At 36.8% G+C, this 24,720-nt stretch carries 28 protein-coding genes; 12 read left to right on the plus strand and 16 right to left on the minus strand.

Translation table 11 applies throughout. From position 1 onward, the window contains the following. Window positions 1-56: 56 nt before the first annotated feature. Window positions 57-398, minus strand: a complete 342-nt coding sequence (locus HX124_RS15420) for a DMT family protein (RefSeq protein ID WP_107009843.1) — start codon at window positions 396-398, stop codon at window positions 57-59. Window positions 399-486: 88 nt separating this feature from the next. Between HX124_RS15420 and HX124_RS15425 the strand changes: the two genes are divergently transcribed. Both HX124_RS15425 and mpl read left to right on the plus strand, forming a co-directional pair. Beyond that, window positions 487-1,047, plus strand: a complete 561-nt coding sequence (locus HX124_RS15425; RefSeq protein WP_286383863.1) for a hypothetical protein — start codon at window positions 487-489, stop codon at window positions 1,045-1,047. Window positions 1,048-1,203: 156 nt separating this feature from the next. Further along, on the plus strand, window positions 1,204-2,571 hold the full coding sequence (gene mpl, locus HX124_RS15430; protein WP_286383864.1) for a UDP-N-acetylmuramate:L-alanyl-gamma-D-glutamyl-meso-diaminopimelate ligase: 1,368 nt from the start codon (window positions 1,204-1,206) through the stop codon (window positions 2,569-2,571). Between the two features lie 91 nt (window positions 2,572-2,662). Here mpl and HX124_RS15435 read toward each other — a convergent pair whose 3' ends face one another. The 4 genes from HX124_RS15435 to HX124_RS15450 form a co-directional block, all read right to left on the minus strand. Next, the gene (locus HX124_RS15435) at window positions 2,663-3,160 is read right to left on the minus strand and encodes a BLUF domain-containing protein (protein ID WP_228199075.1); all 498 of its coding nucleotides are present in this window, start codon (window positions 3,158-3,160) and stop codon (window positions 2,663-2,665) included. Window positions 3,161-3,729: 569 nt separating this feature from the next. After that, a complete protein-coding gene (locus HX124_RS15440; RefSeq protein WP_286383865.1) occupies window positions 3,730-4,014 on the minus strand; it encodes a GNAT family N-acetyltransferase in 285 nt (94 codons plus the stop codon). Window positions 4,015-4,096: 82 nt separating this feature from the next. Then, the gene (locus HX124_RS15445; protein WP_286383866.1) at window positions 4,097-4,384 is read right to left on the minus strand and encodes a GNAT family N-acetyltransferase; all 288 of its coding nucleotides are present in this window, start codon (window positions 4,382-4,384) and stop codon (window positions 4,097-4,099) included. A 69-nt stretch (window positions 4,385-4,453) separates the two neighbouring features. Then, a complete protein-coding gene (locus HX124_RS15450) occupies window positions 4,454-5,386 on the minus strand; it encodes an AEC family transporter (protein ID WP_286383868.1) in 933 nt (310 codons plus the stop codon). 530 nt (window positions 5,387-5,916) lie between these two features. Here HX124_RS15450 and HX124_RS15455 point away from each other — a divergent pair. Then, window positions 5,917-7,125: a sugar transporter gene (locus HX124_RS15455; RefSeq protein WP_286383870.1), complete on the plus strand. Its 1,209-nt coding sequence runs from the start codon at window positions 5,917-5,919 to the stop codon at window positions 7,123-7,125. A gap of 299 nt (window positions 7,126-7,424) precedes the next feature. Beyond that, a complete protein-coding gene (locus HX124_RS15460) occupies window positions 7,425-8,387 on the plus strand; it encodes a TerC family protein (protein ID WP_107009851.1) in 963 nt (320 codons plus the stop codon). Window positions 8,388-8,440: 53 nt separating this feature from the next. On the opposite strand, the gene HX124_RS15465 is transcribed toward HX124_RS15460, so the two are convergent. After that, window positions 8,441-9,022: a nucleotidyltransferase family protein gene (locus HX124_RS15465; protein WP_286378487.1), complete on the minus strand. Its 582-nt coding sequence runs from the start codon at window positions 9,020-9,022 to the stop codon at window positions 8,441-8,443. Window positions 9,023-9,181: 159 nt separating this feature from the next. Here HX124_RS15465 and HX124_RS15470 point away from each other — a divergent pair, with 159 nt between their 5' ends. Both HX124_RS15470 and HX124_RS15475 read left to right on the plus strand, forming a co-directional pair. Continuing rightward, window positions 9,182-9,538 (plus strand): hypothetical protein, encoded by a 357-nt coding sequence (locus tag HX124_RS15470; RefSeq protein ID WP_286383872.1) that lies wholly within the window; start codon window positions 9,182-9,184, stop codon window positions 9,536-9,538. Window positions 9,539-9,550: 12 nt separating this feature from the next. Further along, window positions 9,551-10,711, plus strand: a complete 1,161-nt coding sequence (locus HX124_RS15475) for a glutathionylspermidine synthase family protein (RefSeq protein WP_286383873.1) — start codon at window positions 9,551-9,553, stop codon at window positions 10,709-10,711. Window positions 10,712-10,780: 69 nt separating this feature from the next. Here HX124_RS15475 and HX124_RS15480 read toward each other — a convergent pair whose 3' ends face one another. Beyond that, on the minus strand, window positions 10,781-11,170 hold the full coding sequence (locus HX124_RS15480; RefSeq protein ID WP_286383874.1) for a tautomerase family protein: 390 nt from the start codon (window positions 11,168-11,170) through the stop codon (window positions 10,781-10,783). A 67-nt stretch (window positions 11,171-11,237) separates the two neighbouring features. Further along, window positions 11,238-11,711, minus strand: a complete 474-nt coding sequence (locus tag HX124_RS15485; protein ID WP_286383875.1) for a hypothetical protein — start codon at window positions 11,709-11,711, stop codon at window positions 11,238-11,240. 177 nt (window positions 11,712-11,888) lie between these two features. On the opposite strand from HX124_RS15485, the gene guaD reads away from it, so the two are divergent. The 3 genes from guaD to HX124_RS15500 all read left to right on the plus strand — a co-directional run bounded on the left by guaD (window position 11,889) and on the right by HX124_RS15500 (window position 14,434). Continuing rightward, window positions 11,889-13,205, plus strand: a complete 1,317-nt coding sequence (gene guaD / locus HX124_RS15490; protein ID WP_286383876.1) for a guanine deaminase — start codon at window positions 11,889-11,891, stop codon at window positions 13,203-13,205. A 243-nt stretch (window positions 13,206-13,448) separates the two neighbouring features. Then, the gene (hpt, locus tag HX124_RS15495; RefSeq protein WP_107009858.1) at window positions 13,449-13,976 is read left to right on the plus strand and encodes a hypoxanthine phosphoribosyltransferase; all 528 of its coding nucleotides are present in this window, start codon (window positions 13,449-13,451) and stop codon (window positions 13,974-13,976) included. A gap of 206 nt (window positions 13,977-14,182) precedes the next feature. Then, window positions 14,183-14,434: a GlsB/YeaQ/YmgE family stress response membrane protein gene (locus HX124_RS15500; protein ID WP_107009859.1), complete on the plus strand. Its 252-nt coding sequence runs from the start codon at window positions 14,183-14,185 to the stop codon at window positions 14,432-14,434. A 97-nt stretch (window positions 14,435-14,531) separates the two neighbouring features. Here the strand turns inward: HX124_RS15500 and HX124_RS15505 are convergent, their stop codons facing one another. After that, on the minus strand, window positions 14,532-15,233 hold the full coding sequence (locus tag HX124_RS15505; RefSeq protein ID WP_286383878.1) for a DsbC family protein: 702 nt from the start codon (window positions 15,231-15,233) through the stop codon (window positions 14,532-14,534). 81 nt (window positions 15,234-15,314) lie between these two features. Next, window positions 15,315-16,298 carry a CDF family Co(II)/Ni(II) efflux transporter DmeF gene (gene dmeF / locus HX124_RS15510; RefSeq protein ID WP_286383880.1) on the minus strand — a complete coding sequence of 328 codons (984 nt, stop codon included), beginning with the start codon at window positions 16,296-16,298 and terminating at the stop codon, window positions 15,315-15,317. A gap of 87 nt (window positions 16,299-16,385) precedes the next feature. Between dmeF and HX124_RS15515 the strand changes: the two genes are divergently transcribed. Both HX124_RS15515 and HX124_RS15520 read left to right on the plus strand, forming a co-directional pair. Continuing rightward, window positions 16,386-16,652, plus strand: coding sequence for a metal/formaldehyde-sensitive transcriptional repressor (locus tag HX124_RS15515; RefSeq protein WP_286378461.1), 267 nt, complete (start codon window positions 16,386-16,388; stop codon window positions 16,650-16,652). A gap of 144 nt (window positions 16,653-16,796) precedes the next feature. Then, window positions 16,797-17,987, plus strand: a complete 1,191-nt coding sequence (locus tag HX124_RS15520) for an MFS transporter (RefSeq protein WP_286383882.1) — start codon at window positions 16,797-16,799, stop codon at window positions 17,985-17,987. 57 nt (window positions 17,988-18,044) lie between these two features. Here HX124_RS15520 and HX124_RS15525 read toward each other — a convergent pair whose 3' ends face one another. The 6 genes from HX124_RS15525 to rpmH all read right to left on the minus strand — a co-directional run bounded on the left by HX124_RS15525 (window position 18,045) and on the right by rpmH (window position 22,634). Continuing rightward, window positions 18,045-18,407, minus strand: a complete 363-nt coding sequence (locus HX124_RS15525; RefSeq protein WP_286383883.1) for a NirD/YgiW/YdeI family stress tolerance protein — start codon at window positions 18,405-18,407, stop codon at window positions 18,045-18,047. 133 nt (window positions 18,408-18,540) lie between these two features. Continuing rightward, on the minus strand, window positions 18,541-19,905 hold the full coding sequence (mnmE, locus tag HX124_RS15530; protein WP_286383885.1) for a tRNA uridine-5-carboxymethylaminomethyl(34) synthesis GTPase MnmE: 1,365 nt from the start codon (window positions 19,903-19,905) through the stop codon (window positions 18,541-18,543). 91 nt (window positions 19,906-19,996) lie between these two features. Continuing rightward, window positions 19,997-21,736 (minus strand): membrane protein insertase YidC, encoded by a 1,740-nt coding sequence (yidC, locus tag HX124_RS15535; RefSeq protein WP_107009866.1) that lies wholly within the window; start codon window positions 21,734-21,736, stop codon window positions 19,997-19,999. A gap of 5 nt (window positions 21,737-21,741) precedes the next feature. Further along, window positions 21,742-22,062: a membrane protein insertion efficiency factor YidD gene (yidD, locus tag HX124_RS15540; RefSeq protein ID WP_107009867.1), complete on the minus strand. Its 321-nt coding sequence runs from the start codon at window positions 22,060-22,062 to the stop codon at window positions 21,742-21,744. Between the two features lie 9 nt (window positions 22,063-22,071). Beyond that, window positions 22,072-22,464, minus strand: coding sequence for a ribonuclease P protein component (gene rnpA / locus HX124_RS15545; protein ID WP_107009868.1), 393 nt, complete (start codon window positions 22,462-22,464; stop codon window positions 22,072-22,074). A gap of 35 nt (window positions 22,465-22,499) precedes the next feature. Then, window positions 22,500-22,634 carry a 50S ribosomal protein L34 gene (gene rpmH / locus HX124_RS15550; RefSeq protein WP_000831329.1) on the minus strand — a complete coding sequence of 45 codons (135 nt, stop codon included), beginning with the start codon at window positions 22,632-22,634 and terminating at the stop codon, window positions 22,500-22,502. A 663-nt stretch (window positions 22,635-23,297) separates the two neighbouring features. Between rpmH and dnaA the strand changes: the two genes are divergently transcribed. Beyond that, the gene (gene dnaA, locus HX124_RS15555) at window positions 23,298-24,683 is read left to right on the plus strand and encodes a chromosomal replication initiator protein DnaA (RefSeq protein WP_286383886.1); all 1,386 of its coding nucleotides are present in this window, start codon (window positions 23,298-23,300) and stop codon (window positions 24,681-24,683) included. The last annotated feature ends 37 nt before the right edge of the window (window positions 24,684-24,720 follow it).

Consider the following 24,720-nt stretch of genomic DNA (forward strand, 5'->3'; position numbering starts at 1 on the left):
GATCATATCCGTCATTATTTTCAGTATTTTTTTGGAAAATAATTGGCTTTTTAGCTTTATTGACTTCTAAAGACAAAATATACACAGCCCATTAAGCATAAACCTGCCCACACATAATCCAGCTTAAAGGGTTGTTTAAAGAGAAAAATCATAAAAGGAACAAAAACTAAGAGTGTGACTACCTCTTGAGTAATTTTCATTTGCCCAATTGCCCAGCCTTGTTGTGCTAAAAGTTTAGTCGCAGGAATCATTAGACTATATTCAAACAGGGCAATCACCCAACTGAATAAAATCGCCTGCCAAAGCGGCGCATCGTGGGGTAAAAATTTTAAATGCCCATACCATGCAAGCGTCATAAAACAGTTAGCAAGAATCAACAATAAAAGAGGAATATACATAAAAGTACAGCCTAAAAATTTGGTGATATTTTTATATAAATTATCTAAAATTAGCCAGACAAAAATATAAATTAAAACTGAGAATTAAATGACCAATATCTTGCAAATGATCATTCATTTTTTTAAGCGCTTATTTGGTTCACGCCAATCTACCGTATCGAATGAAGAATTACCCGAAATTAATCTAGCATTTGCTGATTTGGCAAATATGCTTACTCATGAAAAAAATAATCCTGTTCCAAATTTAGAATTCTTTCATTCATTGAATATGGATTATTCCTTAGGAAGTATTCAACATATTGATGAGTATTTACTTTCAATTCGTGAAGATGATCTTGAGACTGAGAGTAAAATTATTCCCATTGTACTCAGAACAGCGGCGTATGTTGGAGAATCCATTCGTAAAAATGATCAGTCAAAAAAATGGTATTGGATCGATTTTGAAACTGCAAAACAGCAAAAGCCTGATTTTTTGAATGGTATTGACCATTCTCTTGAATATGCAGCAATTTTAACTGATGGAAATATGATGTCCTTTCCATTAAACAAAGTCTTGAAATTTCTAAAAAATGGTGAAGAGGACAGTTTATATAGTTTTGCCTATTTCATCTTAAATTATGACGAGTCAAAAGTTGAAAATCAGGTTTGATTTGAATTCACTTTATTGACACAAGAAAAACTATCTTTTCCCTTAAACCCTTGCTATCGTTGCTTTCAAATCGAATCAACCTTTTAAGTTAAATTTATAATGACAACAGCACAACAACAAAGTGATGTGTCTATAAAAGCAGTGGAGTAAGAACGAATGCATCTGCATATTTTGGGTATTTGTGGCACTTTTATGGGTTCATTGGCACTGTTAGCACGTGACTTGGGACATAAGGTGACAGGTTCAGACGCAAACGTCTATCCACCCATGTCAACCCAACTTGAAAATGCAGGCATCACCTTGATGCAAGGCTATGACCGCAGTCATTTACAACCCCATCCTGACCTTGTGATTGTGGGCAATGCCATGAAACGTGGTATTGATGCAGTAGAATATATGCTCAACGAAGGTCTACCGTATATCTCAGGTCCACAATTCCTTGCAGATCACGTATTACAAGGCAAACACGTCCTTGGCGTAGCAGGTACACACGGTAAAACCACAACCACAACCATGTTGGCTTGGGTACTTGATCAGGCAGGTTTAAATCCAGGTTTTTTAATCGGTGGTGTACCTTTAGGTTTTAGTGAAAGCGCACGTTTAGGCGGTGGAAAATACTTCTGTGTAGAAGCCGATGAATACGATTCTGCATTCTTCGATAAACGTTCTAAGTTCGTGCATTACCATCCCAAAACTGCCATTTTAAATAATCTTGAATTTGACCATGCGGACATTTTTGATGACTTAGCTGCAATTCAAAAACAATTCCATCATTTGGTTCGTACCATTCCAAGTGAAGGTCGTATTATTGCGCCAATCACTGAAACGAATATTGATGAAGTCTTGGAAATGGGCTGTTGGACACCTGTAGTACGTACCTCTTTAGATGCCAACGACGCTGCTGAAGTCTATGCAGAACAATTGTCTGCGGATGGTTCACATTTTAAAGTTCTTCAGCACGGCGTTGTGAAAGGTGAAGTCAAATGGAACATGACAGGGCAACACAGTGTAGCCAATGCTTTGGTAACCATTGTCGCTGCTGAACATGTTGGCGTTTCGATTGAAACAGCTTGTGAAGCCTTGTCTAACTTTGGCGGTGTAAAACGCCGTATGGAACTGCTTGATACAGTGAACGGCATTGAAGTCTATGATGACTTTGCGCATCATCCAACTGCGATTGATACCACACTTGAAGGTGCACGCAAACGTTTAGGCGAACGTAAACTGTGGGCGATCATTGAGCCACGTTCAAATACCATGCGTATGGGTTCACATAAAGATGGTTTGGCGCATTCTGCCCGTTTGGCTGATGAAGTAATTTGGTATCAACCTGAAGGTCTGGATTGGGATTTACAGCCTGTGATTGATGCTGCAGCGAATAAAGCTGTGGTTGCTCGTACTTTGGATGACATCATCAACACTGTAATTGCTGAAGCAGGTGAGGGTGATGCGGTAGTAATCATGTCCAACGGTGGTTTTGGTGGATTACATCAAAAGCTCATTCATGCTTTGAAAAATAAATAGTATCTATTTAAAAATCGAGTTTTCAATAAAACCCTATAAGTTCGCTAGATCTTATAGGGTGTTTTTAAGTATTTTCTTTGATCAAAAATATTTAAAAATAGTTTTGATATCCTCTATTTTGATAACCTATTGATGGTTTTATTGGTTTTTCTGTATTGGCTGTTTTCAATAAAATTTTTAAAAACTCATGAATATTTTCAGAATTCAAATGATGAGGTTCAAATTTATTTAGACCAATACTTTTAAAAAAATTGGCAATTTTGGTATTTGAATTTACATATTTCATTGACCACTGCTTAAATGTGATTTCACTAATTTCTTTGATCGCAAATTGTTGTACTTGATGATGTCTTTTATCTTGCTGGATCTTTTGAAATAAAGCTAACACATCCTCAACTTGCCCCTCTAAACACTGAAAAAATGAGCCATCGGCATAGTATAAAACACCAAATATTGAGTTTTCGGCATTAAAATTGCGCGCTGTAACCAAAATATCACTTAAATCAAGTAATAAATCATTTTCTCCTTCCACTCGAACACTGGCATAACATAACTGGATTAACATCTTTCTCTCTTTATTATCATTCATGCAACACCTCAAAATGTTTATTTTTTAAACAAATGTAATTCTTTTCTCACATAAATTATCGTCTTCAATGACTCCTTTTTTCAAGTAAAATCATTGAAAATATTTATTATATTTTAATTTTTGCCCTTAATGAACTCGATGATTAAGGGCTTTTTTTAAAGTGAGAATAAAAATGATTAAAAATTTAACCATCATCTTTGTGCTCGACATTTTTTATATTGGTATCATTTTATTTTTAAATAAAATTGGCATAAGCACTTTCGCTAATGTCGCAATCATGTCGTTTTTATTAGGTATATGTTGTTATTATCTGTTAAATGGCTGGTTATATAAAATACTCACATTTATCAGTATTTCTATTATTTTCATATTCTTACATGATTTATTTATGCTACAAGTTATGGCGAGTTGTTATTTTTTAGCCATTACATTATTGCAATTTAAATTAAATCGTTTATATAAACTTCATATTCAATGAATAGAGCTCATAAACTGCATATTATTCATCATCACCTTTTTATAAATGAGATAAATAGATTTAAATCTCTAAAAATAAAAAGGTTCACTCTTTAAGCCGCAACATCTATAAAACTTTTTTCACGTCTAAACATCACTTCTACATAGGAACATGTCGGTACAATTTTAAGTTTCTTTTCACGAGCAAAATCAACCAATGTATCGAGCAACTGACGTGCCACACCTTGACCACGTAATGAATCATCTACCCAAGTATGGTTTGCAACAATTGTGTGTTCATCACGCCAAATATAACTAATCTCAGCAATACGTTGACCTTGTTCATTATTTAGAAAAAACTCACCATGATCTTGCTGATGAATATGCTGAAATTGCATCATTTATTCCTATGTTGCTTAAAAATTTACAGTTGATCTCATATCACTTTCAATGAAGACCAACAGATGAAAACTCAAAAAATTATGAGAATAAAATATCATGTATTGACTGATCTTTATCAAAAACTGATTTTGCAAATGGGCACAGTGGAATAACGAAAATCTTTTTTTGACGTGCAAATTCAACTAAATTATCCAGTAATTTACGTCCTACACCTTCACCACGTAGTTCATCTTCAACCGTTGTATGATCAATAATAATTTTATCGTTTCCTGCCCATGTATATGTCATTTCAGCCAAATAATGAGCTTCTTCACCAATATAAAATTTGCCATTTTTACCATCATCTTTATGTTTGATTTCTAACATTTTATAGCTCTTAAAAAATAATCTATTTCCAACATGCCATAAATTTCAAATCATTTCTGTTTATTTTCTTTATGAATTAAACAACGTCAGTAAAACACTCAAACTGATAATGGATAAAATCGTAGACCATAAAATACTTTGTGAAATGGTTTTAGCATCTGTTTTATAGAGTTCTGCCAACATATAAGGACCTGTTCCTGTAGGCAAAGCACTTAAAATAATGGCGCTATGTGCCCAAGCAGTTGGCAACTTAAATACCACAATTGCAAAAAATGCAGTAATTAAAGGCTGTACGATCAGCTTTGTAACAACCAATGGAATAAAAGAACGAGTTTGTACACTGGTTTGCTTTTTCGCTAAAAATAAGCCTAATGAAATCAAAGCACAAGGAGATGTTGCAATAGCCAGCATATCCAATAAATGCATTAGAGGCGTTGCAATTTGATAACCTGTTGCTGCCCACATAAAACCTAATATCGGAGCAATCACAATAGGATTTTTGAGTAATGCCCAAAAAACATGTGTGATTGTTTGCACAACATTTCCAGTTTTTTGTAAGGCAAACTCAATGAATGTGACCGCAACAGCAAAGACTGCAACCACCACTACTAAAGTTGCAATCATGGCAGGTTTTAAACCAAATTCACCAAAAATCAATACGCATAAAGGAATGCCAATATACCCTGTGTTGGCATAGGCAGCACTTAAGCCATCAATACTCGCAACAACCAAATGATGTTTCTGTGCCAAGCGCCAAAATAAAATAGCAAAAAAAACCAGTATGCAGCCCATTACATAGGAGATGACAAAACCAGTATTCCAGACTTCAGAAATATGTGAAGTTGCACAAATTTTAAAAAGTAATGCAGGTAAAAATATCCATACTACCGCTTTATTTAATTCAGAAGCAGCGTGTTCACCTAACTTTCCAGAAGCACGACTGAGATATCCTAAAAAAATAATCAAAAATATAGGCAGTACTATGGAAAAAATTTCTAGCATTGGTTGTATAACTCTTTCATACTTCTTGATTCATCTTATTTAGAATAAAAATATTTAGCCACAAAATAACGTGAATAATTGATGTTACGCAGCAACTCTAAAATTAAACTTTGGAGCTAGAAAAATGTGGATACGCGAAAACGTCATCCGCAACGTGTTTGAGGCAGGACTACTGTGGATAGAAATGTTTCTGCGATGTATTTATCAATTTGCGGTAGTCGACGAGTTTTGCGGATGACAATGGTTTTGCCTACTTTTGCCGAAACAAAAGTAGGTCGAGCCGAAGACTAATCCCAAATTTAAACTTTAGATGTAAGACTCCGTCATGTAAATTTAGCTTTTGCTTTTTTCAGCTATTTAATTTAAATCTAATGCGTAACATCAGTGAATAAGACATTATAAATAGCGTGTTTCAATGTGGATCTAATTTCGGACCTAATTTCTACTCTCATAAGTTGATCACGATTTTTAGCTTAACAAGTCGTTTTAATCAGCCTAAAATTTATTCCTAATTTTTCAAAGTTCTGATTATGTCATCATCTCCCCAACACTCATCAATGCAGTCTTCACCCAGTGAGAAACAGCAATGGATTAGTGTCATTAGTCTTGCCTTTGCTGCTTTTATTTTTAATACCACAGAATTTGTTCCCGTTGCTTTACTCAGTGATATTGGTCAAAGCTTTGCTATGCCTGCAACAGATGTCGGTATTATGATTACCTTATATGCATGGGTTGTTGCTCCAATTTCTCTTCCAATCATGCTATTAACTAAAAATATTGAACGACGTTTTTTATTGATTACATTATTTATTGTATTTGTGATCAGCCATGCCTTGTCCTATTTTGCATGGAGCTTTGATATTTTATTGCTCAGTCGTGTAGGCATTGCTTTTTCACATGCTTTATTTTGGTCAATTACTGCTTCTTTGGCTGTTCGCGTTGCTCCCAAAGGCAAAGAATTTCAAGCGCTTGGGTTGCTCGCAACAGGCACAGCACTGGCGATGGTTTTAGGTATTCCTTTTGGACGTATGATTGGGGAAGCTTATGGCTGGCGCAATACTTTTGGTTTAATCGCAATCGGGGCAACATTAGTCTGTCTCATTCTTGCAAAAACCTTACCTCGCTTACCTAGCGTCAACTCAGGTTCACTCAGCAGTTTAAAACTATTTATACAACGTCCAGCATTGATGATGGTTTTTGCATTAACCATTATTGTCATCACTGCACAATTTACTGCTTATAGTTATATTGAACCTTTTGCCTTGAATATTGCAAATTTTAGTTCATCTCAAACCACGAGTTTATTATTAATTTATGGTGCAGCAGGTTTCTTTGGCTCTTATTTATTTGGCAAATTTGCAAAAAAATATCCAAAATTTCCTATTCCCCTGAGTAGTGCTATCTTGGCAATTTCAATGTTATTGCTAATTCCGCTTTCTTCAAATTTTACCAGTTTCAGTATTTTGAGCTTATTTTGGGGAATGGCAATTATTTGCTTTAGTTTAGCGCAACAAGCCAAAACTTTAAATTTAGCTTCAGATGCAACCGATGTTGCGATGGCTATTTATTCAGGACTCTATAATGTCGGGATTGGTGGCGGTGCATTATTAGGAGGTATCGTCACAACACATTATGGGCTAAATAATATTGGAATTATTGGTGGTGTTCTTGCTGTGATTGGGACAATTTTGGCAGTGATTTTGGTACAACGTCAGGATTTTAATGTGCATAAAAACTAGACAAAAAGTTTGCACATTTTGCAGAAATATGCGATTCTGTTTACACATTAAGAAATGAAATCTATGTAGTTCATTTCTTTACACAGTTTAGTTTGAACAAGGGGAGTAGCCTCCCAATCAGAATATCGTCATTACGCATTTTTATTTGTCTAAATAAAAAAGCCGGTATCTGAGCGTTATATCTTTAAATAAAGTTATAACGTAGGCAAGACCTTGATCATGTTGATACAGATGTTTAATCATCTGGCAACAGGTCAAGGTCTTTTTTTATGCCTGATTGCCAGATTTGGAGAATTTTTATGGAATCCATCGGCAATCCTTGGCTGTATCTCGCATTCTTTGCCATTGTAGCAATCATGTTACTCATCGACTTTCTTGGCTTTAAACAAAAAGAAGGGCAAGAAGTTAAAATTAAAACCGCAGCGTACTGGAGTATCGCTTGGGTCAGTATCGCTGCTTTATTTGGTGGTGGTTTATGGCTTTATTTACAACAAACAGTTGGTGTAAATATTGCGAATGCAAAAACTATGGAATATTTCGCAGGTTATTTACTCGAAAAATCACTTGCTATTGATAATGTTTTTGTTTGGTTAATGATCTTTGCGGCTTTCGCTATCCCACCTGCATTGCAACGTAAAATCTTACTGTATGGTGTCTTAGGCGCAATCGTATTACGCACTATTTTTATTTTTATTGGTGCTTGGTTCGTTCAAGAGTTTTCTTGGATTCTCTATATCTTTGGTGCATTTCTGGTCTATACAGGTTTTAAATTATTAAAAGGACAAGATGAAGAAGATGCCAATATTGAAGATATGGCAATTTTAAAATGGTTACGCAAACATATGCGCATCACGCCACAACTTGAAGGCACAAAATTCTTTGTCCGTCAAAATGGTCTGTTATGGGCAACACCATTATTCCTTGTTTTAATTTTAGTTGAAGCTTCAGATGTCATTTTTGCGGTAGATTCCATTCCTGCAATCTTTGCTGTTACAACAGATCCATTTATTGTATTAACTGCAAACTTAATGGCAATTTTAGGTTTACGCGCAATGTTCTTTTTGTTGGCAGGCGCAGCATCAAAAATGCATTATTTACCGTATGGTTTGGGTATTATTTTAGTCTTTATCGGCTTTAAAATGTTGATGCTTGATGTTTTCCATATGCCAATTTGGATTTCTCTCGGTTTTATTGTCATTGTCTTAACCATTACAGCTTGGTTATCGATCCGACATAATAAAAAGCAAGAGTTAAATACTTAATCTCTATTTTAAAAAGCCTTCCTTAATGGGAAGGTTTTTTATCTATCTATACTTCATGATACAAGCTTTAAGTTTTTCCATCGCACTAAAAACTGCTTTGAAACTACACGGTGCATAAATACTGCATGACTCACTAAACAGTCATTCCAACGTATTTTCAACTCAAATAGATCAGATAAACCAAATGGTGCAATGACATCAAGTTCATTATCTTTTGTTAAACGAACTGCAATTGCTGTCGCTGTTTCAGGCCATGTCTTTAATGCATCAAGCAATGAAAGATAAGGAGAAATTGTATCTCCTATTTCTGTTTTATACCATGTATGTACAAAAGCTTGATTTACAACATCCCACGTATTTTTAGGAAATTCTTCCATCATTTTTTGATAAATTTGATGACTCATTTCATGTTCTTTTTCATTTGCATCAAAAAAGATCACATCAATTTCACCACTTTCGATGGGGTAATTTTGCTGATGTAAAGCCGACCAAACTAAGTTACGAATAACACCTGCACAAAGATAGGCATCAGCATGAATACTTTGTAAATAACATAAGCGTTGCATCAATGTAGATTCATTGAAAATAATTTCTTTGAGTCTTTCATAAAAATTTTGATCAGCTAAAAGAAACAATGAAGATCGTCCTATGTCATTTAAAAGTTTTTTTTGTTGAAAAGAGTCACTGTACAATCAAGATACATCACCATATTATACAGCGCATAAAAACCTGTTTTAATTTTTATCCTGTTAAAAAGCAAATAGATAAAAATATTGAAAAATGCAAGGCAAATCATGCGTTCAAAAAAAATTAGTTTAGTGGTTGTTCCTTTATTATTAAGTGCTTGTAGCGACAACAAAACGCTCAAACAAGATGTATATGATAATCAATATGACTGTACGCTTGATTGGAATTATCAGCTATGTGACAAAGAGCTCAATCACGATGAATCAGGTGCGCTGTATATACGTTATATTGGTCCACAATATTATGCCAACAATCGTGAAGTAAAATATAAAGGACGTGTCGTTGCTGCATATTCACAAAGAAGCTCAAGACAGCCTTTGGTTTCAAAAGTCGTCAAAAAATTTGCCAAATCTCAACCCATACGCGGTGGTTTTGGTCGCGGTGGTGGCTCATTTGGGGGCTAATGACAACATATTATGAAAAGAAAATTATTTACACCACGACCAAATTGGCAACAAGAACACGAAAATATTGGCTTTGATTATTATAATTTACCTTCTTTAGATGGCTCAATTTATTGGTCTGAAGGAGTTGCGTATGAATTCACGTTAAAACAAATTGAAGCTCTTGAAGATGCAGCAAATGAACTGCATCAAATGTGTATCCAAATTGTGGCGGAAATGATTCAAAAGGGCAATTATCCTGAGTATTTTCAAATTCCTCAAAACGCGATTGCATTGATTGAACATTCTTGGCGTCACAATACAGCGATGTTGTACGGGCGTTTTGACTTTGCTTACGATGGTCGCCAAATCAAAATGCTTGAATATAATGCCGACACACCAACAGGTTTACTTGAGGCTTCAGTAGCGCAGTGGCATTGGCTTGAACAAGTTGAAAATATTCCAAATCGTGATCAATTCAATAGCATTCATGAAGATCTGATAAAACGTTGGAAAACTATTTTTCCAGCCACTTCACACCTGCATTTTGCAGCGTGCCAAGAAGCAGGGCGTGAAGATTGGGGGAATCTTGAATACTTGATGGATACAGCTTTCCAAGCAGGTTTAAATGTTTCAGAACTCTCGATGGAAAATATTGGTTGGGATGGGCAAAATCTCGTCGATTTAAATAATCAACACATTGAAAATTTATTCAAACTTTATCCTTGGGAATGGATTTGGGAAGAAAATTTTGCTCAATATGTCACACCAAATACCACTTGGATTGAACCTTGTTGGAAAATGTTGCTATCAAATAAAGCCATTTTGGTGGAACTTTGGAAAAAATTTCCTCATCATCCTTTATTACTTGAATCTTATGCATTTAACAAAGATTTAAAACTTCAAGGTAAATGGGTTAAAAAACCTATTTTGGCACGCGAGGGCGCAAATATTCGTGTCGTTCAGGACAATGTCGACCAAGGTGCAGCGTCGGGAAGTTTCTATTTTGATGATTATGATAAATATGGCTACATCGCACAGAAATGGGTAAATACACCATTATTTGATAAAAAATTACCCACTTTAGGTTTATGGATGGTTGGGCATACCTGTGCAGGTATGTCGATCCGTGAAGATGAGTTTGATATCATTGGCAATGATGCACATTTTGCAGCGCATTATTTTGTGGAATGATGACGATATAGAAAAAGCTTGCAATTTATATAAACCTCAAGCTTTCACATAAAATTTAGTATATTAAAATCAAATATTTACTTTATAATCCAACTGCAACTCATCAGCGTTCTCTCCACGAATTCCCCAATTTTCTTTAGGTGTTTCAAATATAGTGATTTCAATATCATTGGGATCAATATTACATAAATCATTTATATTCTTAAATAAAGTCTTAACGAATGCTTTCTTTGTATCTTTAGTTCGTCCATCAAACATTGAGATTTCAATAATTACATATGATGTTGTACGATCTTTAGGATAAATAAAATTTTCTGGTTCTAGCCCAATAAAGCGCTGAAACTTTTTTTCTTCAGGATATTTTAACTCTTTGATTAAAGCTTGATGAATCGCTTTACTTAAATTTTCTCGATGTGCTTCTATTGTTTCGTTTAAAGCATAAATTTTTATTTGAGACATTATTTTTCCTTATTTTTTTAAAACCGATATCAAACTATCGGTTTTTTATTCAAATCTATTATTAATTTTAAATCGTATGCTCTGCCACTCGTTTCATATATTTATTTAAACGGGTAAAAAATAAAATCTGTAAAAATATGGTAAATGCCGAGACACACCATTCATACCATAGGTCAAAAGTGGTATTTTCAAGTTGGAAAAATTGATAAATTCCCAGTAAAACTAAGCCAAACACAATACCTGCGACTGTGGTTTGTAACAAAATCGGGAAGGAAAGTGCAGTGACTCGGTTCATAAAATGCACACCATTGTCACCACCATTGGCAACATAGGTTCGTTGAATACCTATAAACATAATCATTAAAGTTAATACAGCTTCAACACCAATCACACGTACATCATAATAAGGCGATAACATCCCATAGTAATAAGCAACACTGACCACCAAAGCAGCAATTAAGTAATAGTTTTTATAATGGCGTTTTTCAAGCGTATCTTCTGACAATTCATGTGCCAAAGCTTTGGTATTCCAAAAATACATAAATCTTTTTATCTCTTATTTGATCATTTGCGCACACTTTACGCATTCTGATCATAAAGATAAAGCCCAAAAATAAAGAGACCAATATTGATTACATTTTAAGCCCACACAAAAGTCTGAAGCATTTTTTGAAATGGGCTACAATCAACTGAAAAAATTCAAAAACGCAGGTTAAATATGTCTTCTGTAGTTACAACGACAGCGATTCGTGGTCGCTTTCTCGATATTCAGAATACAGTTGCCCAAGCGCGTGATCTACACGACCAAGTGCGATATGTAGAAGATGGTCTACTCATTACGTTAAATGGAAAAATCAGTTGGTTTGGTGACTGGCAAACAGGTCAACATCTGATTCCGCCCAATACCCAGATTGAACATTATCCTGAACATCTGATTGTTCCGGGTTTTATTGACACGCATATTCATTTTCCACAAACCGAAATGGTGGGCGCCTATGGTGAACAGCTTTTAGAATGGCTCAATACCTATACCTTCCCAACTGAAATGCAATTTGCTGATAAAAACTATGCAGATCAGATTGCCCATTTTTTTGTCAATGAATTACTGAAAAATGGTACGACCACGGCATTGGTTTTTTGTACGGTACATCCACAATCGGTTGATGCTTTATTTGAAGCGGCTGAACGTCACCAAATGCGCTTGATCGCAGGTAAAGTGATGATGGATCGTCATGCACCTGAAGAGCTCACCGATAGCGCTGAAACAGCTTATAGCGATTCCAAAGCCCTCATTGAAAAATGGCACGGCAAAGGGCGTAACCTGTATGCGATTACCCCACGTTTTGCTCCGACCTCAACCCCTGAACAATTAGAGCGGGCAGGGCAGCTCAAAGCTGAACATCCTGATGTCTATGTACATACGCATCTAAGTGAAAATAAAAATGAAATTGCATGGGTCAATGAACTCTTCCCTGAGCAAAAAGGCTATCTGGATGTATACCATCACTATGGCTTAACAGGGGAGCGCTCTGTATTTGCCCATTGTGTGCATTTGGAAGAACATGAATGGGATTGTATGCATGACACAGATTCAGCCATAGCGTTTTGCCCAACTTCAAACCTGTTTCTTGGCAGTGGCTTATTTCCATTGAAAAAAACGTGGGAAAAGCAAGTCAAAGTTGGACTTGGAACTGATATTGGTGCAGGGACATCATTCTGTCAGTTACAAACATTAAATGAAGCCTATAAAGTACAGCAACTACAGGGCGATAAACTGTCTGCTTTTGAGTCGCTTTATCATGCAACTTTGGGTGGTGCCAAAGCCTTAGACTTGCAAGATAAATTAGGCAACTTCAATGTCGGCAAAGAAGCAGATTTTGTAGTTTTGAACTTAAAAGCGACAGCACTACAGCAGTTACGTCAGCAACGTGCCAAAAATATTGAAGATGCGTTATTTGCCTTATTTACTATGGGTGATGATCGCAATATTCAAGCCACCTATATCTATGGAAATAAAGCTTATGAACAAAGCTAAGTCGCCACAGCAAAAGCCGAAAAAATCCAAGAAAAAACTGATTTTAATGGCAACAGTTTTTGTGGTCTGTGTGCTCTTACTGAAAAAAGATGCACACTAAACTTTAGTGCGTTTACATTTCAACTGGCAAAAAAGATGCATCTTCAGTCGATATGTTTTAAAATTGATGCATCTTATAGGTGTTGCTCGTCAACACCTTTTTTAATTTGCGAATTTGATATTTTTTAGTTTTAGGTATTTCCCATGACTGTTGAAATGAAAGTAATGATTTCTGCTGAAGAAATTCAAGCAAAAGTTCAAGAACTTGGTCAGCACATTAATGCGCATTATGCCAATAGTGATAAAGAATTGGTATTAATCGGTTTATTGCGTGGTTCAGTAATTTTCATGGCAGATCTTTGCCGTACAATCAACAAAGAACATGAACTCGACTTTATGACTGTGTCGAGTTATGGCGGTGGTACAACTTCAACACGTGATGTCAAAATTTTAAAAGACCTTGATGGTGAAATTCGTGGCAAAGATGTACTCATCATTGAAGATATCATCGACTCAGGTAATACCTTAAGCAAAGTATTGGAAATTTTAAGCACACGCCAACCCAACTCTATTGAGCTTTGTACTTTGGTCAGCAAGCCTTCACGCCGTGAAATTGAACTCGATGTGAAGTTTTTAGGCTTTGAAGTCGAAGATAAATTTATTGTGGGTTATGGTTTGGACTATGACCAGAAATATCGTCATCTGCCTTTTATTGGTGAAATTGGTCTGTAATTCAGACTTGATATAATTTCTCAAATAATACTTAAGCGACTTCGGTCGCTTTTTAATTTCTCTTAGAAACCAATAAAAAAATTTTAAAATGCACAAAAACACAACAACTTGTAGCAGAGTAAATCTTTTATTTTTCATCAAAATATTCAACTATTAAATAGATCGAATTCCTTTACTTAGATAAGATTAAAACAAGGAGAAAGATGATGATGGCATTAATTGGCGCAATCATTATTGGTTTTTTTGCAGGTCTAATTGCACGAGCAATTCATCCAGGAAATGACAAAGCAGGCTTTCTTGTTACTACTGCACTAGGGATCGTCGGTTCTTTAGTCGCAACATATGGTGGTCAGTTATTAGGCTTATATCCTAAAGGTGCATCAGCAGGCTTTATTGCGTCAGTCATTGGGGCAATTGTCGTATTATTTATCTATAATATGATTGCAAAAAGAACTTAAGATGCTTTTTAAAGCATCCATAAAACGGTTTAATTTTCATCAAAAAGCACCGAAATTCGGCGCTTTTTCACTGCATTTAAAATGATTTTAAATCAATTTACTGTCCCATGGATTTCCATATTTTTTCTATTTGCTCAGCAGGGTAGGCACCTAATACCACCTTTCCATTGGAGAAAATAATAGCAGGTGTGCCGTGTAAACCTAATTTTTGCCCCAAAGCCAGATTACGTTCAATTGGATTATCACAAGTAGACTTTGCTATAGGCATAATACCTTTTTGTAATAAATTCCCCCAAGCAAATGCCTTGTTGTCTGAGCACCATACTTGTTTGGATGGAATCATAGACTGTCTTTTTATGGGATAAATAAAGGTATAAATCGTGACATTATCCAGTTGAGCTAAATTGCCTTCAAGACTCTTACAATATGGGCAATTTGGGTCAGAAAAGATGGCGAGCTGACGCTTACCATTCCCCCTGACGGTCTTAATTGCATCATTAAAAGGTAGCTGATTAAAGTCGACAGTATTTTGTTTCGTCACCAAATCTTTGGTTAAGTTCTTTTGGTCTTGTAGCCGAATCATTGAACCAATAAACAGATGTTGTATATCTTCATTGACGTAAACCACCTGACCATCGAGACTTCCACTATACAAACCTTGCATTTCAGTGGCTTGTAAATTTTCAATTTTAACCTTGGGATACTGTTGCGACAGTTTGGCTTTGACACTGTCAACATTGGCAAAACTGCTGCCACAAACAGCGAAACTTAAACTCAATGCGATCAATTGCTTTAACATATTGAATAAATATCTTAGAAATTTAAATAATCAAAATATTAAAGCATAATCCGTCCAATGAGATGTTGAAGAACTGTTGTTTCAATGCGTTCCACGTGGAACAAAGTTAAACATTGCAGGACGATTAATTTCCACAGAAATATGTACCAATTCCGCATGGATTGATAATGCCTGACGAATACGATCTGCGGTTAAATCCTGAAGCGGTGTTTGTAACGCTAAAATTACCGAAAACTTGCCTTTACCCACTTTCCAGACATGCAGATCTGTAATCTGAATATCCAGTTTTAAATCTGAAATCACTTCACGGACTTCATCGACTACAGGATGATCCATTTCAGCATCCAATAAGGTTTTCCCAGTTTCTTTGATCAGTCCAAATGACCATTTACCCACCAGAATTGCACCGACAATTCCCAATAAAGCATCCAGAAAATCCCAACCAAAATATTTTCCTGCAAATAAAGCAATGATGGCTAAAACAGAGGTTAAGGCATCTGCAACCACATGTAAAAATGCCGCTTTTTGGTTTAAATCATGCTCGTGATGGTCGCCATGTTCATGTGAATGATGGTGATGGTGATGGTGATGGTGATGGTGATGGTGATGGTGATGGTCATCATGCAATAACCACGCACAAATCAGGTTAATCAGCAGACCTAAAACCGCAATAACAATTGCTTCATTATAATGAATCTGTACAGGATTAAATAAACGCTCAACCGATTGAAAAGCCATAAATAAAGCCACGACCATCAACAAAATTGCACTGCTATACCCTGCAAGAATCTCTATTTTCCAAGTCCCAAAACTAAAACGGGCATCTTGTGCATAATGCCGTGCTGCACGATACGCCATGTACGCCAAGCCCAGCGCTAACATATGGGAACTCATATGCCAGCCATCGGCTAGTAAAGCCATTGAATTAAAAATCCAACCGCCTGCAATCTCAAAAATCATCATCAGCCCTGTCAAAATCGTGGCAAATAAGATTTTCTTTTGTGCTAAAGGATTACCTTGATCAAATTGATGAGAATGCTGCCGTTGAATGGTTTTAAATTGCATGTGAATTGAATCCAATATACTCCCCTAGAGTATATTCTCGAATTTTAAAATATACTATAAGGGAGTATATTTTTTTGGAATCAATAGATGGGACATTTACATCAGGATCAAAAGGTTTTAAATCGGGTCAAGCGTCTCAAAGGGCAGATCAATGCTGTGGAAGAATCTTTAACTCAACAGGACAAACCCTGTATTGAAGTTTTACAACAGGTTGCTGCCATTAAAGGTGCGGTAAATGGTTTGATGAATGAACTGATCGAAACACATTTAAGAGAACATGTTATTTCAGATCATCAGGCTGTGGATGAAGCAGAGCTTGAGATTTTTATGCAATTGTTAAAACGCTATGGATAATTTGACCAACTGCTCAAAAACACATTGACCTGTTACTGATTAAGTTTTAATCTGATATTCGATCAGACTCCTCCTGCCAAACTCAATTTCCTCGAGCTTGGCTTTTTTTATCTGCAAGTTTTTTACAAATTAAGTGCTCAATACATGAATCAGCAATCATGGCGCCCATTTTTAATGGTGAGCCTAGCCCTGTGTATCGGAACAATTGGAACCGCGTTAGCAAGTCCCTTATACCCGATTTATCAACAACTTTGGCATCTGCTTCCAAGCCATATTACCTATATTTTTGTGGCGTATATGTTTGGTTGTTTGACGACTTTATTGTTTTTAGGACGCAGCAGTAATAGTTTTGGATTTATTCGTACCCTGCAAGCAGGTTTAGCCTTTGCTATCGTTGGCTTGGGACTTTCTGTCTTTGCAAGCAATGCTTATTTTTTAGGATTTGGACGCTTTATTATTGGAATTGCCTCAGGTCTAATCAGTACCTCGGCAATGCTTGGGCTAATTTACACCATTCCAGACACACATAAACAAAGTGCTGCACAGCTCAGCTCCATCATCACAGTATTGGGTTTTGGTTTTGGTCCTCTGATCGGTGGCGCAATTGCACAAGTTTCAGATGTGCCCTTGGTTACGCCTTATCTTCCCGTGATTGTCGCGGCTGCGATCAGTTTTTTCAGTTTATTTAGCATCAAAACCATGCAATTTGAAAAACAGGCTTTTTCGGTTGCACCACATTTGGAACTGCCTGAAATACATTTTAAAACGCTGTTTTATCTTGCCAGTTTTACTGCTTTTTGCGCCTTTGGTTCATTCAGTTTATTCGCTTCACTTGCACCCTCATTTATTAAAGATGTGATTCCTTGGCATGGTCCTTTGGTCAGTGGTGCGACCATTGCCAGTATTTTATTGGTTTCAGCCTGTGCCCAGTTTATGGCGAAATCGCTCAATATGCATAAAGCATTAAATGCTGGTCTAATCTTGTTATTAATCAGTTATCTGATTCTTACGATTTGTATGACCATGCACTTGAGTTTTTTATTCTTTTTGAGTGTGATTTGTGTAGGAATGGGACATGGCTTAGGTCTACTTGGTGCTTTTGCTCTGATTCATCACATGACCAACGTAGATAATCGCGCAGCAGTAGTCTCCACGTATTTATTTATTGCCTACTTTGGCACCATCGTCCCGATCATTGGTGCAGGCTATTTGTCAGATCATTTCGGCTTAATGACAGGCGTATTGGGCTTTTGTGCAGGAATGGGTTTACTGTGTCTGTATTTATTGATTCATCATTTAAAAATTAAAACAATTCAAAGCACAATTCACAAATAAAATGAGAATGTAGGGATCATTCATTGCGCCATCCCTACATATTCTTATACCAAAAATTTAAGGTAAAATTTCAACCTTTACCACATCAATATCTGTTGGTTTATAACGGTGTGTATCTACTTCACCAATCACTTTGACCTGTGTTCCTGCCTTTAATTTTGCAGCATTGACAAGATCATCATCCACTTCAATATTAATGGTGCCTGTATGATCTTTTAGCTCATAGTGCTCCGCTTTGGTTTTACGTACAATTTTACCTGTCAGCGTTACTGCTGTTTCATCCTTGGCTTTGAGTGCTTGTCCAACAGTCAACTGATTCTTTGCCGCTTCTTGAATGATGACATGATCATCTTTACCTGCCCAGACATTGGCTGTTAAACCAAGTAAAATAACAGAAAGCAATAAAGGAGATTTTTTCATGCAAAAGTACCTTTGTTCAATGTCGATCTTTAGCTTAAAGAGGATGTTTTGCCCTGTAAATCAAAGTTACGCAATAATAAAAATTGATAAAAAAAGCTGACATTTGGTCAGCTTTATTCAGTGAATTGGGTTGTTATTTTCCAATACAGAACGATCCAAAGATCACCCCAAGCAGATCATCGGCACTAAAGTCACCTGTAATCTCACCCAAAGCATTTTGTGCCAAACGCAATGACTCTGCGACCAATTCTCCCGCATGATAAACCACAAGCTGCTCATGTGCTTCTGCCAGATAGCTTTGTGTACGCTTCATTGCGTCTAAATGACGCGTTCTGGCAATAAAGGTATCTTCTTCTGGGTGGAAGCCTGCATGCGCTGTAATCGCCTCTATGAGCGCCTGTACGCCCATTTCCTGTTTAGCAGAGACGGTAATATGTCGAAAACCGTCAAAATCGCTTAATTCAGGTGGTTGTGCAGTTAAATCACATTTGTTACCGATCAGCATCAAGCGCTTCGGTTCCAAATGATCGGCAAAATATTCCTGCGCCAAAGTCAATGGATGTTCGCCCTGACTTAAATCATAAACCAGCAATAATAAATCGGCTTGTTCAATTTCCTGAATCGCACGACGAATACCTTCACGCTCAACCACATCGCCTGTTTCACGTAAACCTGCGGTATCAGTTAAGGTAATCGGTAAACCATTTAAGGTGATTTTTTCATGTAAAACATCACGGGTTGTTCCTGCAATATCCGTCACAATGGCACGATCATTGCCTGCCAAAGCATTGAGTAATGAAGATTTACCTGCATTGGGTTTACCCGCAATCACCACTTGTAAGCCTTCGCGCAGTAATTGACCTTGACGCGCAGATTGCTGTACCGCAGCCACCGAAGATTGCACATCTTCCAATAAACTCAGAATTTTACCATCGGCTAGAAAGTCGATTTCTTCTTCAGGAAAATCAATGGCTGCTTCAACATGTAAACGTAAATGAATCAGTTTTTGTAAAACGGTATTTACTTTATTGGAAAATGCACCTTGTAAGGAACGTACCGCAGAGCGCGCAGCCGCCTGTGAAGTGGCATCAATTAAATCGGCAATCGCTTCAGCCTGCACTAGATCCATTTTACCATTTTCAAAAGCACGCATGGAAAATTCACCTGCTTTTGCCGCAGTCGCACCCAGTTCAAGTAAACGTGCCAATAAAGCATTTTGAATCACAGGTCCACCATGCCCTTGTAATTCCACCACATCTTCGCCCGTAAATGAATTTGGATTTGGGAAACAAATCACCAAACCTTCATCCATCACTTCATTGCGTTCATCTAAAAACTGACGAAAACCTGCAAAACGGGCTTTAGGCAAGCTTTTTTGAGTGAATGCCTCTGCAATGGCATAAGCTTTCGGTCCAGATAGACGAATCACACCTACACCACCACGCCCTGGTGGCGTCGCAATGGCTGCAATTGTGGTTTGGCTGATAGGGTTACTCATCTAGATCACTCAAATTTTGACAATAAAAAAATCCGCCTAAGATTAACATCTCAAGCGGATTTTTTCAGCTATTGCTGTGTGATTAACTCACTTAGGCAACATCTTTGGTCAGTTTTGCTTTTTCAACAGATTTGTTGATAAACCATTGCTGTAAAATTGTGATCGAGTTGTTCACAATCCAGTATAAAACCAAGCCAGCAGGGAAGAACAGCATAAATACTGTAAACATGATTGGCATGATTTTGAAAACTTTGGCTTGCATTGGATCAGCAGGTTGTGGGTTCAAACTTTGTTGAACAAACATGGTTACACCCATCAACAACGGCAAGATGAACCAAGGATCCATCGCTGACAAATCCTGAATCCAAAGCATCCAAGGTGCATGACGAAGTTCTACAGACTCCATGAGTACCCAGTACAATGCTAAGAAAATCGGCATTTGTAGCAATAGCGGTAAACAACCAGAAAGTGGATTCACTTGTTCGCGTTTGTAAAGTGCCATCATTTCTTGTGAGAAACGCATACGGTCTTCACCAAACTCTTCTTTCATGCGTTGCATTTCAGGTGCAATCACACGCATTTTCGCCATTGAGCGATAGCTCTTAGACGATAATGGCCAAAGAATCAGTTTCACCAAGACAGTCAATAGAATAATTGACCAACCCCAGTTGCCCACTACGTTATGGAACATTTGCAAGCCCATAAACAATAATTTGGCAATTGGCCATAACCAACCATAATCTACAGTTTGGTTTAAGCCAACAGCTAAGTCTTTCAATTCAGATTGAATTTTAGGACCCGCATAGAATGTTGCATCAATGCTCATGGCTTTGCCAGCAGGAACATTAATTGTTGGAGAAGTAAAACCAATGATATTCATACCATCAGAAGATTTACGTGACTCCAATTTTGCTGTGTATTCTTGACCACCAAAATGACCAGGAATCCAAGCACTCACAAAATAATGTTGAACAACTGCAACCCAACCACCTTTCGCTTGGGTATCCAATTTTTCTTCAGAGAAATTGGCAAATTTTAATTTATTATAATGCTCATCAGGTGTACCCCAGGCACCGCCTAAGAATGTCCCTAAAGTAAAGATCCCTTGATCAGATTTGCCTGGATCTTCAGAGTTATCACGTTTGAGCTGCCCAAACATTTGACCCTGCCAATTTTGCGCGCTACGGTTCACCACCTGATAGCTGACTTCAATTGGATAAGCACCTTGTTTAAAGTTAAAGCTTTTAATGATTTCCACGCCATCAGCTGTTTTAAAAACCATTGGCACAGTTAAAGTTTTAACAACTTTACCATCTTTATCTTTAACATCTTTTGAGTCTGCTACGGTATATGCCGCTTTTTCAAACTCATAATTTGGACGTCCTGCACGACTACTGTCTGGTCCATTTAAACCAATTAAGCCTGATTGAGCGACATAGGTACGCTTAGCATCACTTTCAAGCATAACAAAAGGTTCATCACTGTTTTTACTTTTGTCATGGTTGAGCAATTCAATACGCACAATATCACCACCTTTTGGACTAATCCAAACATGGTAAAGGTCAGTTTGTACTGAAATCAGTTGTTGATTTGCTGTTGCGGGTGCAGTATTTGGTTGTTGTGCAGCAGCAATATTTGCTTGCGGAACATCGCTAGAAGCCGCAGTCGTTTGACCATTTGGTAAGTCGGCAGAAACATCATGCGCTACGACCGCAGCAGGCTGCGCTTTCGTAGGTTCTACATGACCATAATCTTTTTGCCACGCCAAAATGAGCAAATATGCGACGACAAACATGGCCCCGAGAATTGCAAACCTGGCCCATTGTTGCATATCTATTACCCCAAGTGGTTAGAGTGATGTTGGTTCGAAAAACGTTCACGCAAGGGTACAGCAACATGAAACGTTTGAGAATCTATTTGCTGAAATGAAATAAAACGAATTGCTTTTTTAGGCACAGGATCATAACCAAATCCTCCCCATGGATGGCATCGGCAAATACGCTTTGCAGCGAACCAACTACCCTTAAAGGCGCCATAGCTATGGATTGCTTCTAAGGAATACTGAGAACAAGTTGGAATATAACGACAACGAGGTCCAATGAGGGGACTAATCGCAACTTGATAGAAACGAATCAACCAATGCAATATACGAACCATTGGCTTTCTCTATTTTTGAGGAGAGGAAATTGCTGTTTTATGGTGCTTTTTAACAAGGCGTTGCAATTTCTGCCATGCAAATTTTAACTGCTCATGCAGTTCAGCATTGGAAATTGTGTCTATCCCCATTTTAGGCATGACGACAATATCTAATAATTCAATATTTTGCTGATTGAGGCGAAAACTTTCACGCGCCAAACGTTTTATTCGATTTCTTTCATGTGCACGGCGAACTTTTTTCTTAGCAACAACTATACCCAAACGGCTTTTAGGCTGTTCGGTAATTTTTGCTAAAAATAAGAAATGGGGTTGATGCACTTTAAAAAGCGCACCATCAAATACACCTTTGTAATCTGCAGCACAGCGGATTCTTACCTCTGGACTGAAACTATAAAGTGACATAACACCCAAATCGTATAACTTAACTATTTAATAAATTAAACAGTTAAGCTATGACGACCTTTTGCACGACGACGAGCTAATACTTGACGACCAGCTTTAGTAGCCATACGAGCACGGAAACCATGAACGCGTTTGCGCTTTAATTCAGATGGTTGGAATGTACGTTTCATGTTGAAACTCCAATGTTGATCTTTCTCTAAAGGTTCGCGATTGTATTGTGCATTGTTTATGCTGTCAATGAATATACGAAGTTGTTACTCTTTTTTTACATATTTAATTTTTTTATTGTTTTTGTTAAAAATGATATTTACAAATAAAACATGGTTAATCAAAGAATAAGTTATTGATTTTTAACATAATTAAGTTATCCATAAGAATACCCACAAACTTATCAACAGGTTTACCCATAGTTTATTGATTTATTCACAATTGTATCTCTATTTTTTGAATTTAAATTTAAAATAATGACTTATCCACAAATTTCTTTGGGCTTATTAATAAATTCAAATTTATAAATTTAAATTTATTATTATTAGTACTGCTTTTTTCTGAGGAAAAGTAATTTTTATTTTTATTAATTATATATTTATACTGTGTATAACTTTGGATATTTCTTGTTGATAAATTGTGGATAAGTTTTAGTTGTATTTTATCCACAGCTTATGTTAGAACTTATCCACAGTGGATTTAAATTTAATTTTTATTGGTGGAAAGTGGTTTTTTTATACAATTCACTGTGAATTAATCATGACAGATGTGGATAACTTGGTTAGAATGGCGACCCCCATCGTTATGGGTTATCTTTTTTAAACTTTGAATGGAAGGAGTTTCACATGCTTTGGACAGACTGCTTAACTCGCTTGCGACAAGAGCTCTCTGATAATGTCTTTGCCATGTGGATTCGTCCTTTGGTTGCAGATGAGACAAATGATACCTTAAGACTTTATGCGCCTAATCCCTATTGGACGCGTTATATTCAAGAGCATCATTTGGAACTCATTACTATTTTGGCAGAGCAATTGTCAGAAGGGCGTGTTTGTAAAGTTGAAATTTTAGTTGATTCTAGACCAGGTGCTATTCTTTCTGCGGCAGAACAACCAGCGACAACGACAGCAGCTTTAGAGACGACTCCTGTTGTTAACACTAAAGTGAAAAAAGAAAAAGAAGCCGAAGTTGTTGGTAATAAAAATTTTAAGAAGAAAGTTCTAAATCCGTTATTTACATTTGCTTTGTTTGTTGAAGGTCGCTCTAACCAAATGGCGGCAGAAACATGTCGTAAAGTTTTAACTCAACTGGGTGAATCTCAGCACAATCCATTATTTTTATATGGACCAACGGGTTTAGGTAAAACCCATTTGATGCAAGCAGTTGGAAATGCATTATTGCAAGCAAAACCAAATGCACGTGTGATGTATATGACTGCTGAAAGTTTTGTTCAAGATTTTGTTAGTTCTTTGCAAAAAGGCAAAGTTGAAGAATTTAAAAAAAATTGCCGTTCATTAGATTTGTTATTGGTCGATGATATTCATTTATTGGCTGGTAAAGAAGCGAGTTTAGTTGAATTTTTCTATACGTTTAATGCTTTATTGGATGAGTCTAAACAAATTATTTTAACGTCAGATCGTTATCCAAAAGAGTTAACCGAGCTTGATCCACGATTGGTTTCACGTTTTTCGTGGGGTTTATCTGTTGGAGTTGAGCCACCTGATATCGAAACACGAATTGAAATTTTGTTGAAAAAAGCCGAAAGCAATGGTGTTGATTTGCCTCGCAACTGCGCATTGTTTATTGCTCAACAAGTCGTTGCCAATGTGCGTGAGTTAGAAGGTGCATTGAACAAAGTAGTCGCTATTTCACGTTTTAAAGGGGCTACTATTGATCTGGATATTGTTCGTGAATCATTAAAAGATGTCTTAGCGATTCGAGCACGTACAATTAGCACTGAAAATATTCAGCGTGTTGTGAGTGAATATTTCCGTATTCCTCTTAAAGAATTAGTTGGACCTAAGCGAACTCGTATTTATGCACGTCCACGTCAACTTGCAATGGGTTTGGCGCGTGAATTAACAGGGGATAGTTTTCCTGAAATTGGCATGGCTTTTGGTGGGCGTGATCATAGTACAGTGATGCATGCTTGTGAAAAAGTACAAAGTTTATGCAATGAAGATCCTATTTTTAATGAGGATTATAAAAATTTAATGCGTTTACTTCAAAGCTAATTTTTGATCAAATTCTGCTCTTGCAATGCGGTATAAT

It is taken from the genome of Acinetobacter sp. 226-1 (genome assembly GCF_030329325.1).
Classification (GTDB): Bacteria; Pseudomonadota; Gammaproteobacteria; order Pseudomonadales; family Moraxellaceae; genus Acinetobacter; species Acinetobacter sichuanensis.

Coding starts and splice junctions, on each gene's coding strand:
- guaD (WP_286383876.1), top strand. CDS start 11,889: ATGTCTTCTGTAGTTACAACGACAGCGATTCGTGGTCGCTTTCTCGAT.
- yidC (WP_107009866.1), bottom strand. CDS start 21,736: ATGCAACAATGGGCCAGGTTTGCAATTCTCGGGGCCATGTTTGTCGTC.
- HX124_RS15500 (WP_107009859.1), top strand. CDS start 14,183: ATGATGGCATTAATTGGCGCAATCATTATTGGTTTTTTTGCAGGTCTA.
- HX124_RS15505 (WP_286383878.1), bottom strand. CDS start 15,233: ATGTTAAAGCAATTGATCGCATTGAGTTTAAGTTTCGCTGTTTGTGGC.
- HX124_RS15455 (WP_286383870.1), top strand. CDS start 5,917: ATGTCATCATCTCCCCAACACTCATCAATGCAGTCTTCACCCAGTGAG.
- HX124_RS15450 (WP_286383868.1), bottom strand. CDS start 5,386: ATGCTAGAAATTTTTTCCATAGTACTGCCTATATTTTTGATTATTTTT.
- HX124_RS15435 (WP_228199075.1), bottom strand. CDS start 3,160: ATGAATGATAATAAAGAGAGAAAGATGTTAATCCAGTTATGTTATGCC.
- mnmE (WP_286383885.1), bottom strand. CDS start 19,905: ATGAGTAACCCTATCAGCCAAACCACAATTGCAGCCATTGCGACGCCA.
- dmeF (WP_286383880.1), bottom strand. CDS start 16,298: ATGCAATTTAAAACCATTCAACGGCAGCATTCTCATCAATTTGATCAA.
- HX124_RS15445 (WP_286383866.1), bottom strand. CDS start 4,384: ATGTTAGAAATCAAACATAAAGATGATGGTAAAAATGGCAAATTTTAT.
- HX124_RS15515 (WP_286378461.1), top strand. CDS start 16,386: ATGGGACATTTACATCAGGATCAAAAGGTTTTAAATCGGGTCAAGCGT.
- HX124_RS15525 (WP_286383883.1), bottom strand. CDS start 18,407: ATGAAAAAATCTCCTTTATTGCTTTCTGTTATTTTACTTGGTTTAACA.
- rpmH (WP_000831329.1), bottom strand. CDS start 22,634: ATGAAACGTACATTCCAACCATCTGAATTAAAGCGCAAACGCGTTCAT.
- HX124_RS15475 (WP_286383873.1), top strand. CDS start 9,551: ATGAAAAGAAAATTATTTACACCACGACCAAATTGGCAACAAGAACAC.
- HX124_RS15520 (WP_286383882.1), top strand. CDS start 16,797: ATGAATCAGCAATCATGGCGCCCATTTTTAATGGTGAGCCTAGCCCTG.
- HX124_RS15480 (WP_286383874.1), bottom strand. CDS start 11,170: ATGTCTCAAATAAAAATTTATGCTTTAAACGAAACAATAGAAGCACAT.
- HX124_RS15470 (WP_286383872.1), top strand. CDS start 9,182: ATGCGTTCAAAAAAAATTAGTTTAGTGGTTGTTCCTTTATTATTAAGT.
- HX124_RS15460 (WP_107009851.1), top strand. CDS start 7,425: ATGGAATCCATCGGCAATCCTTGGCTGTATCTCGCATTCTTTGCCATT.
- yidD (WP_107009867.1), bottom strand. CDS start 22,062: ATGGTTCGTATATTGCATTGGTTGATTCGTTTCTATCAAGTTGCGATT.
- hpt (WP_107009858.1), top strand. CDS start 13,449: ATGACTGTTGAAATGAAAGTAATGATTTCTGCTGAAGAAATTCAAGCA.
- mpl (WP_286383864.1), top strand. CDS start 1,204: ATGCATCTGCATATTTTGGGTATTTGTGGCACTTTTATGGGTTCATTG.
- HX124_RS15425 (WP_286383863.1), top strand. CDS start 487: ATGACCAATATCTTGCAAATGATCATTCATTTTTTTAAGCGCTTATTT.
- HX124_RS15485 (WP_286383875.1), bottom strand. CDS start 11,711: ATGTATTTTTGGAATACCAAAGCTTTGGCACATGAATTGTCAGAAGAT.
- dnaA (WP_286383886.1), top strand. CDS start 23,298: ATGCTTTGGACAGACTGCTTAACTCGCTTGCGACAAGAGCTCTCTGAT.
- rnpA (WP_107009868.1), bottom strand. CDS start 22,464: ATGTCACTTTATAGTTTCAGTCCAGAGGTAAGAATCCGCTGTGCTGCA.
- HX124_RS15440 (WP_286383865.1), bottom strand. CDS start 4,014: ATGCAATTTCAGCATATTCATCAGCAAGATCATGGTGAGTTTTTTCTA.
- HX124_RS15420 (WP_107009843.1), bottom strand. CDS start 398: ATGTATATTCCTCTTTTATTGTTGATTCTTGCTAACTGTTTTATGACG.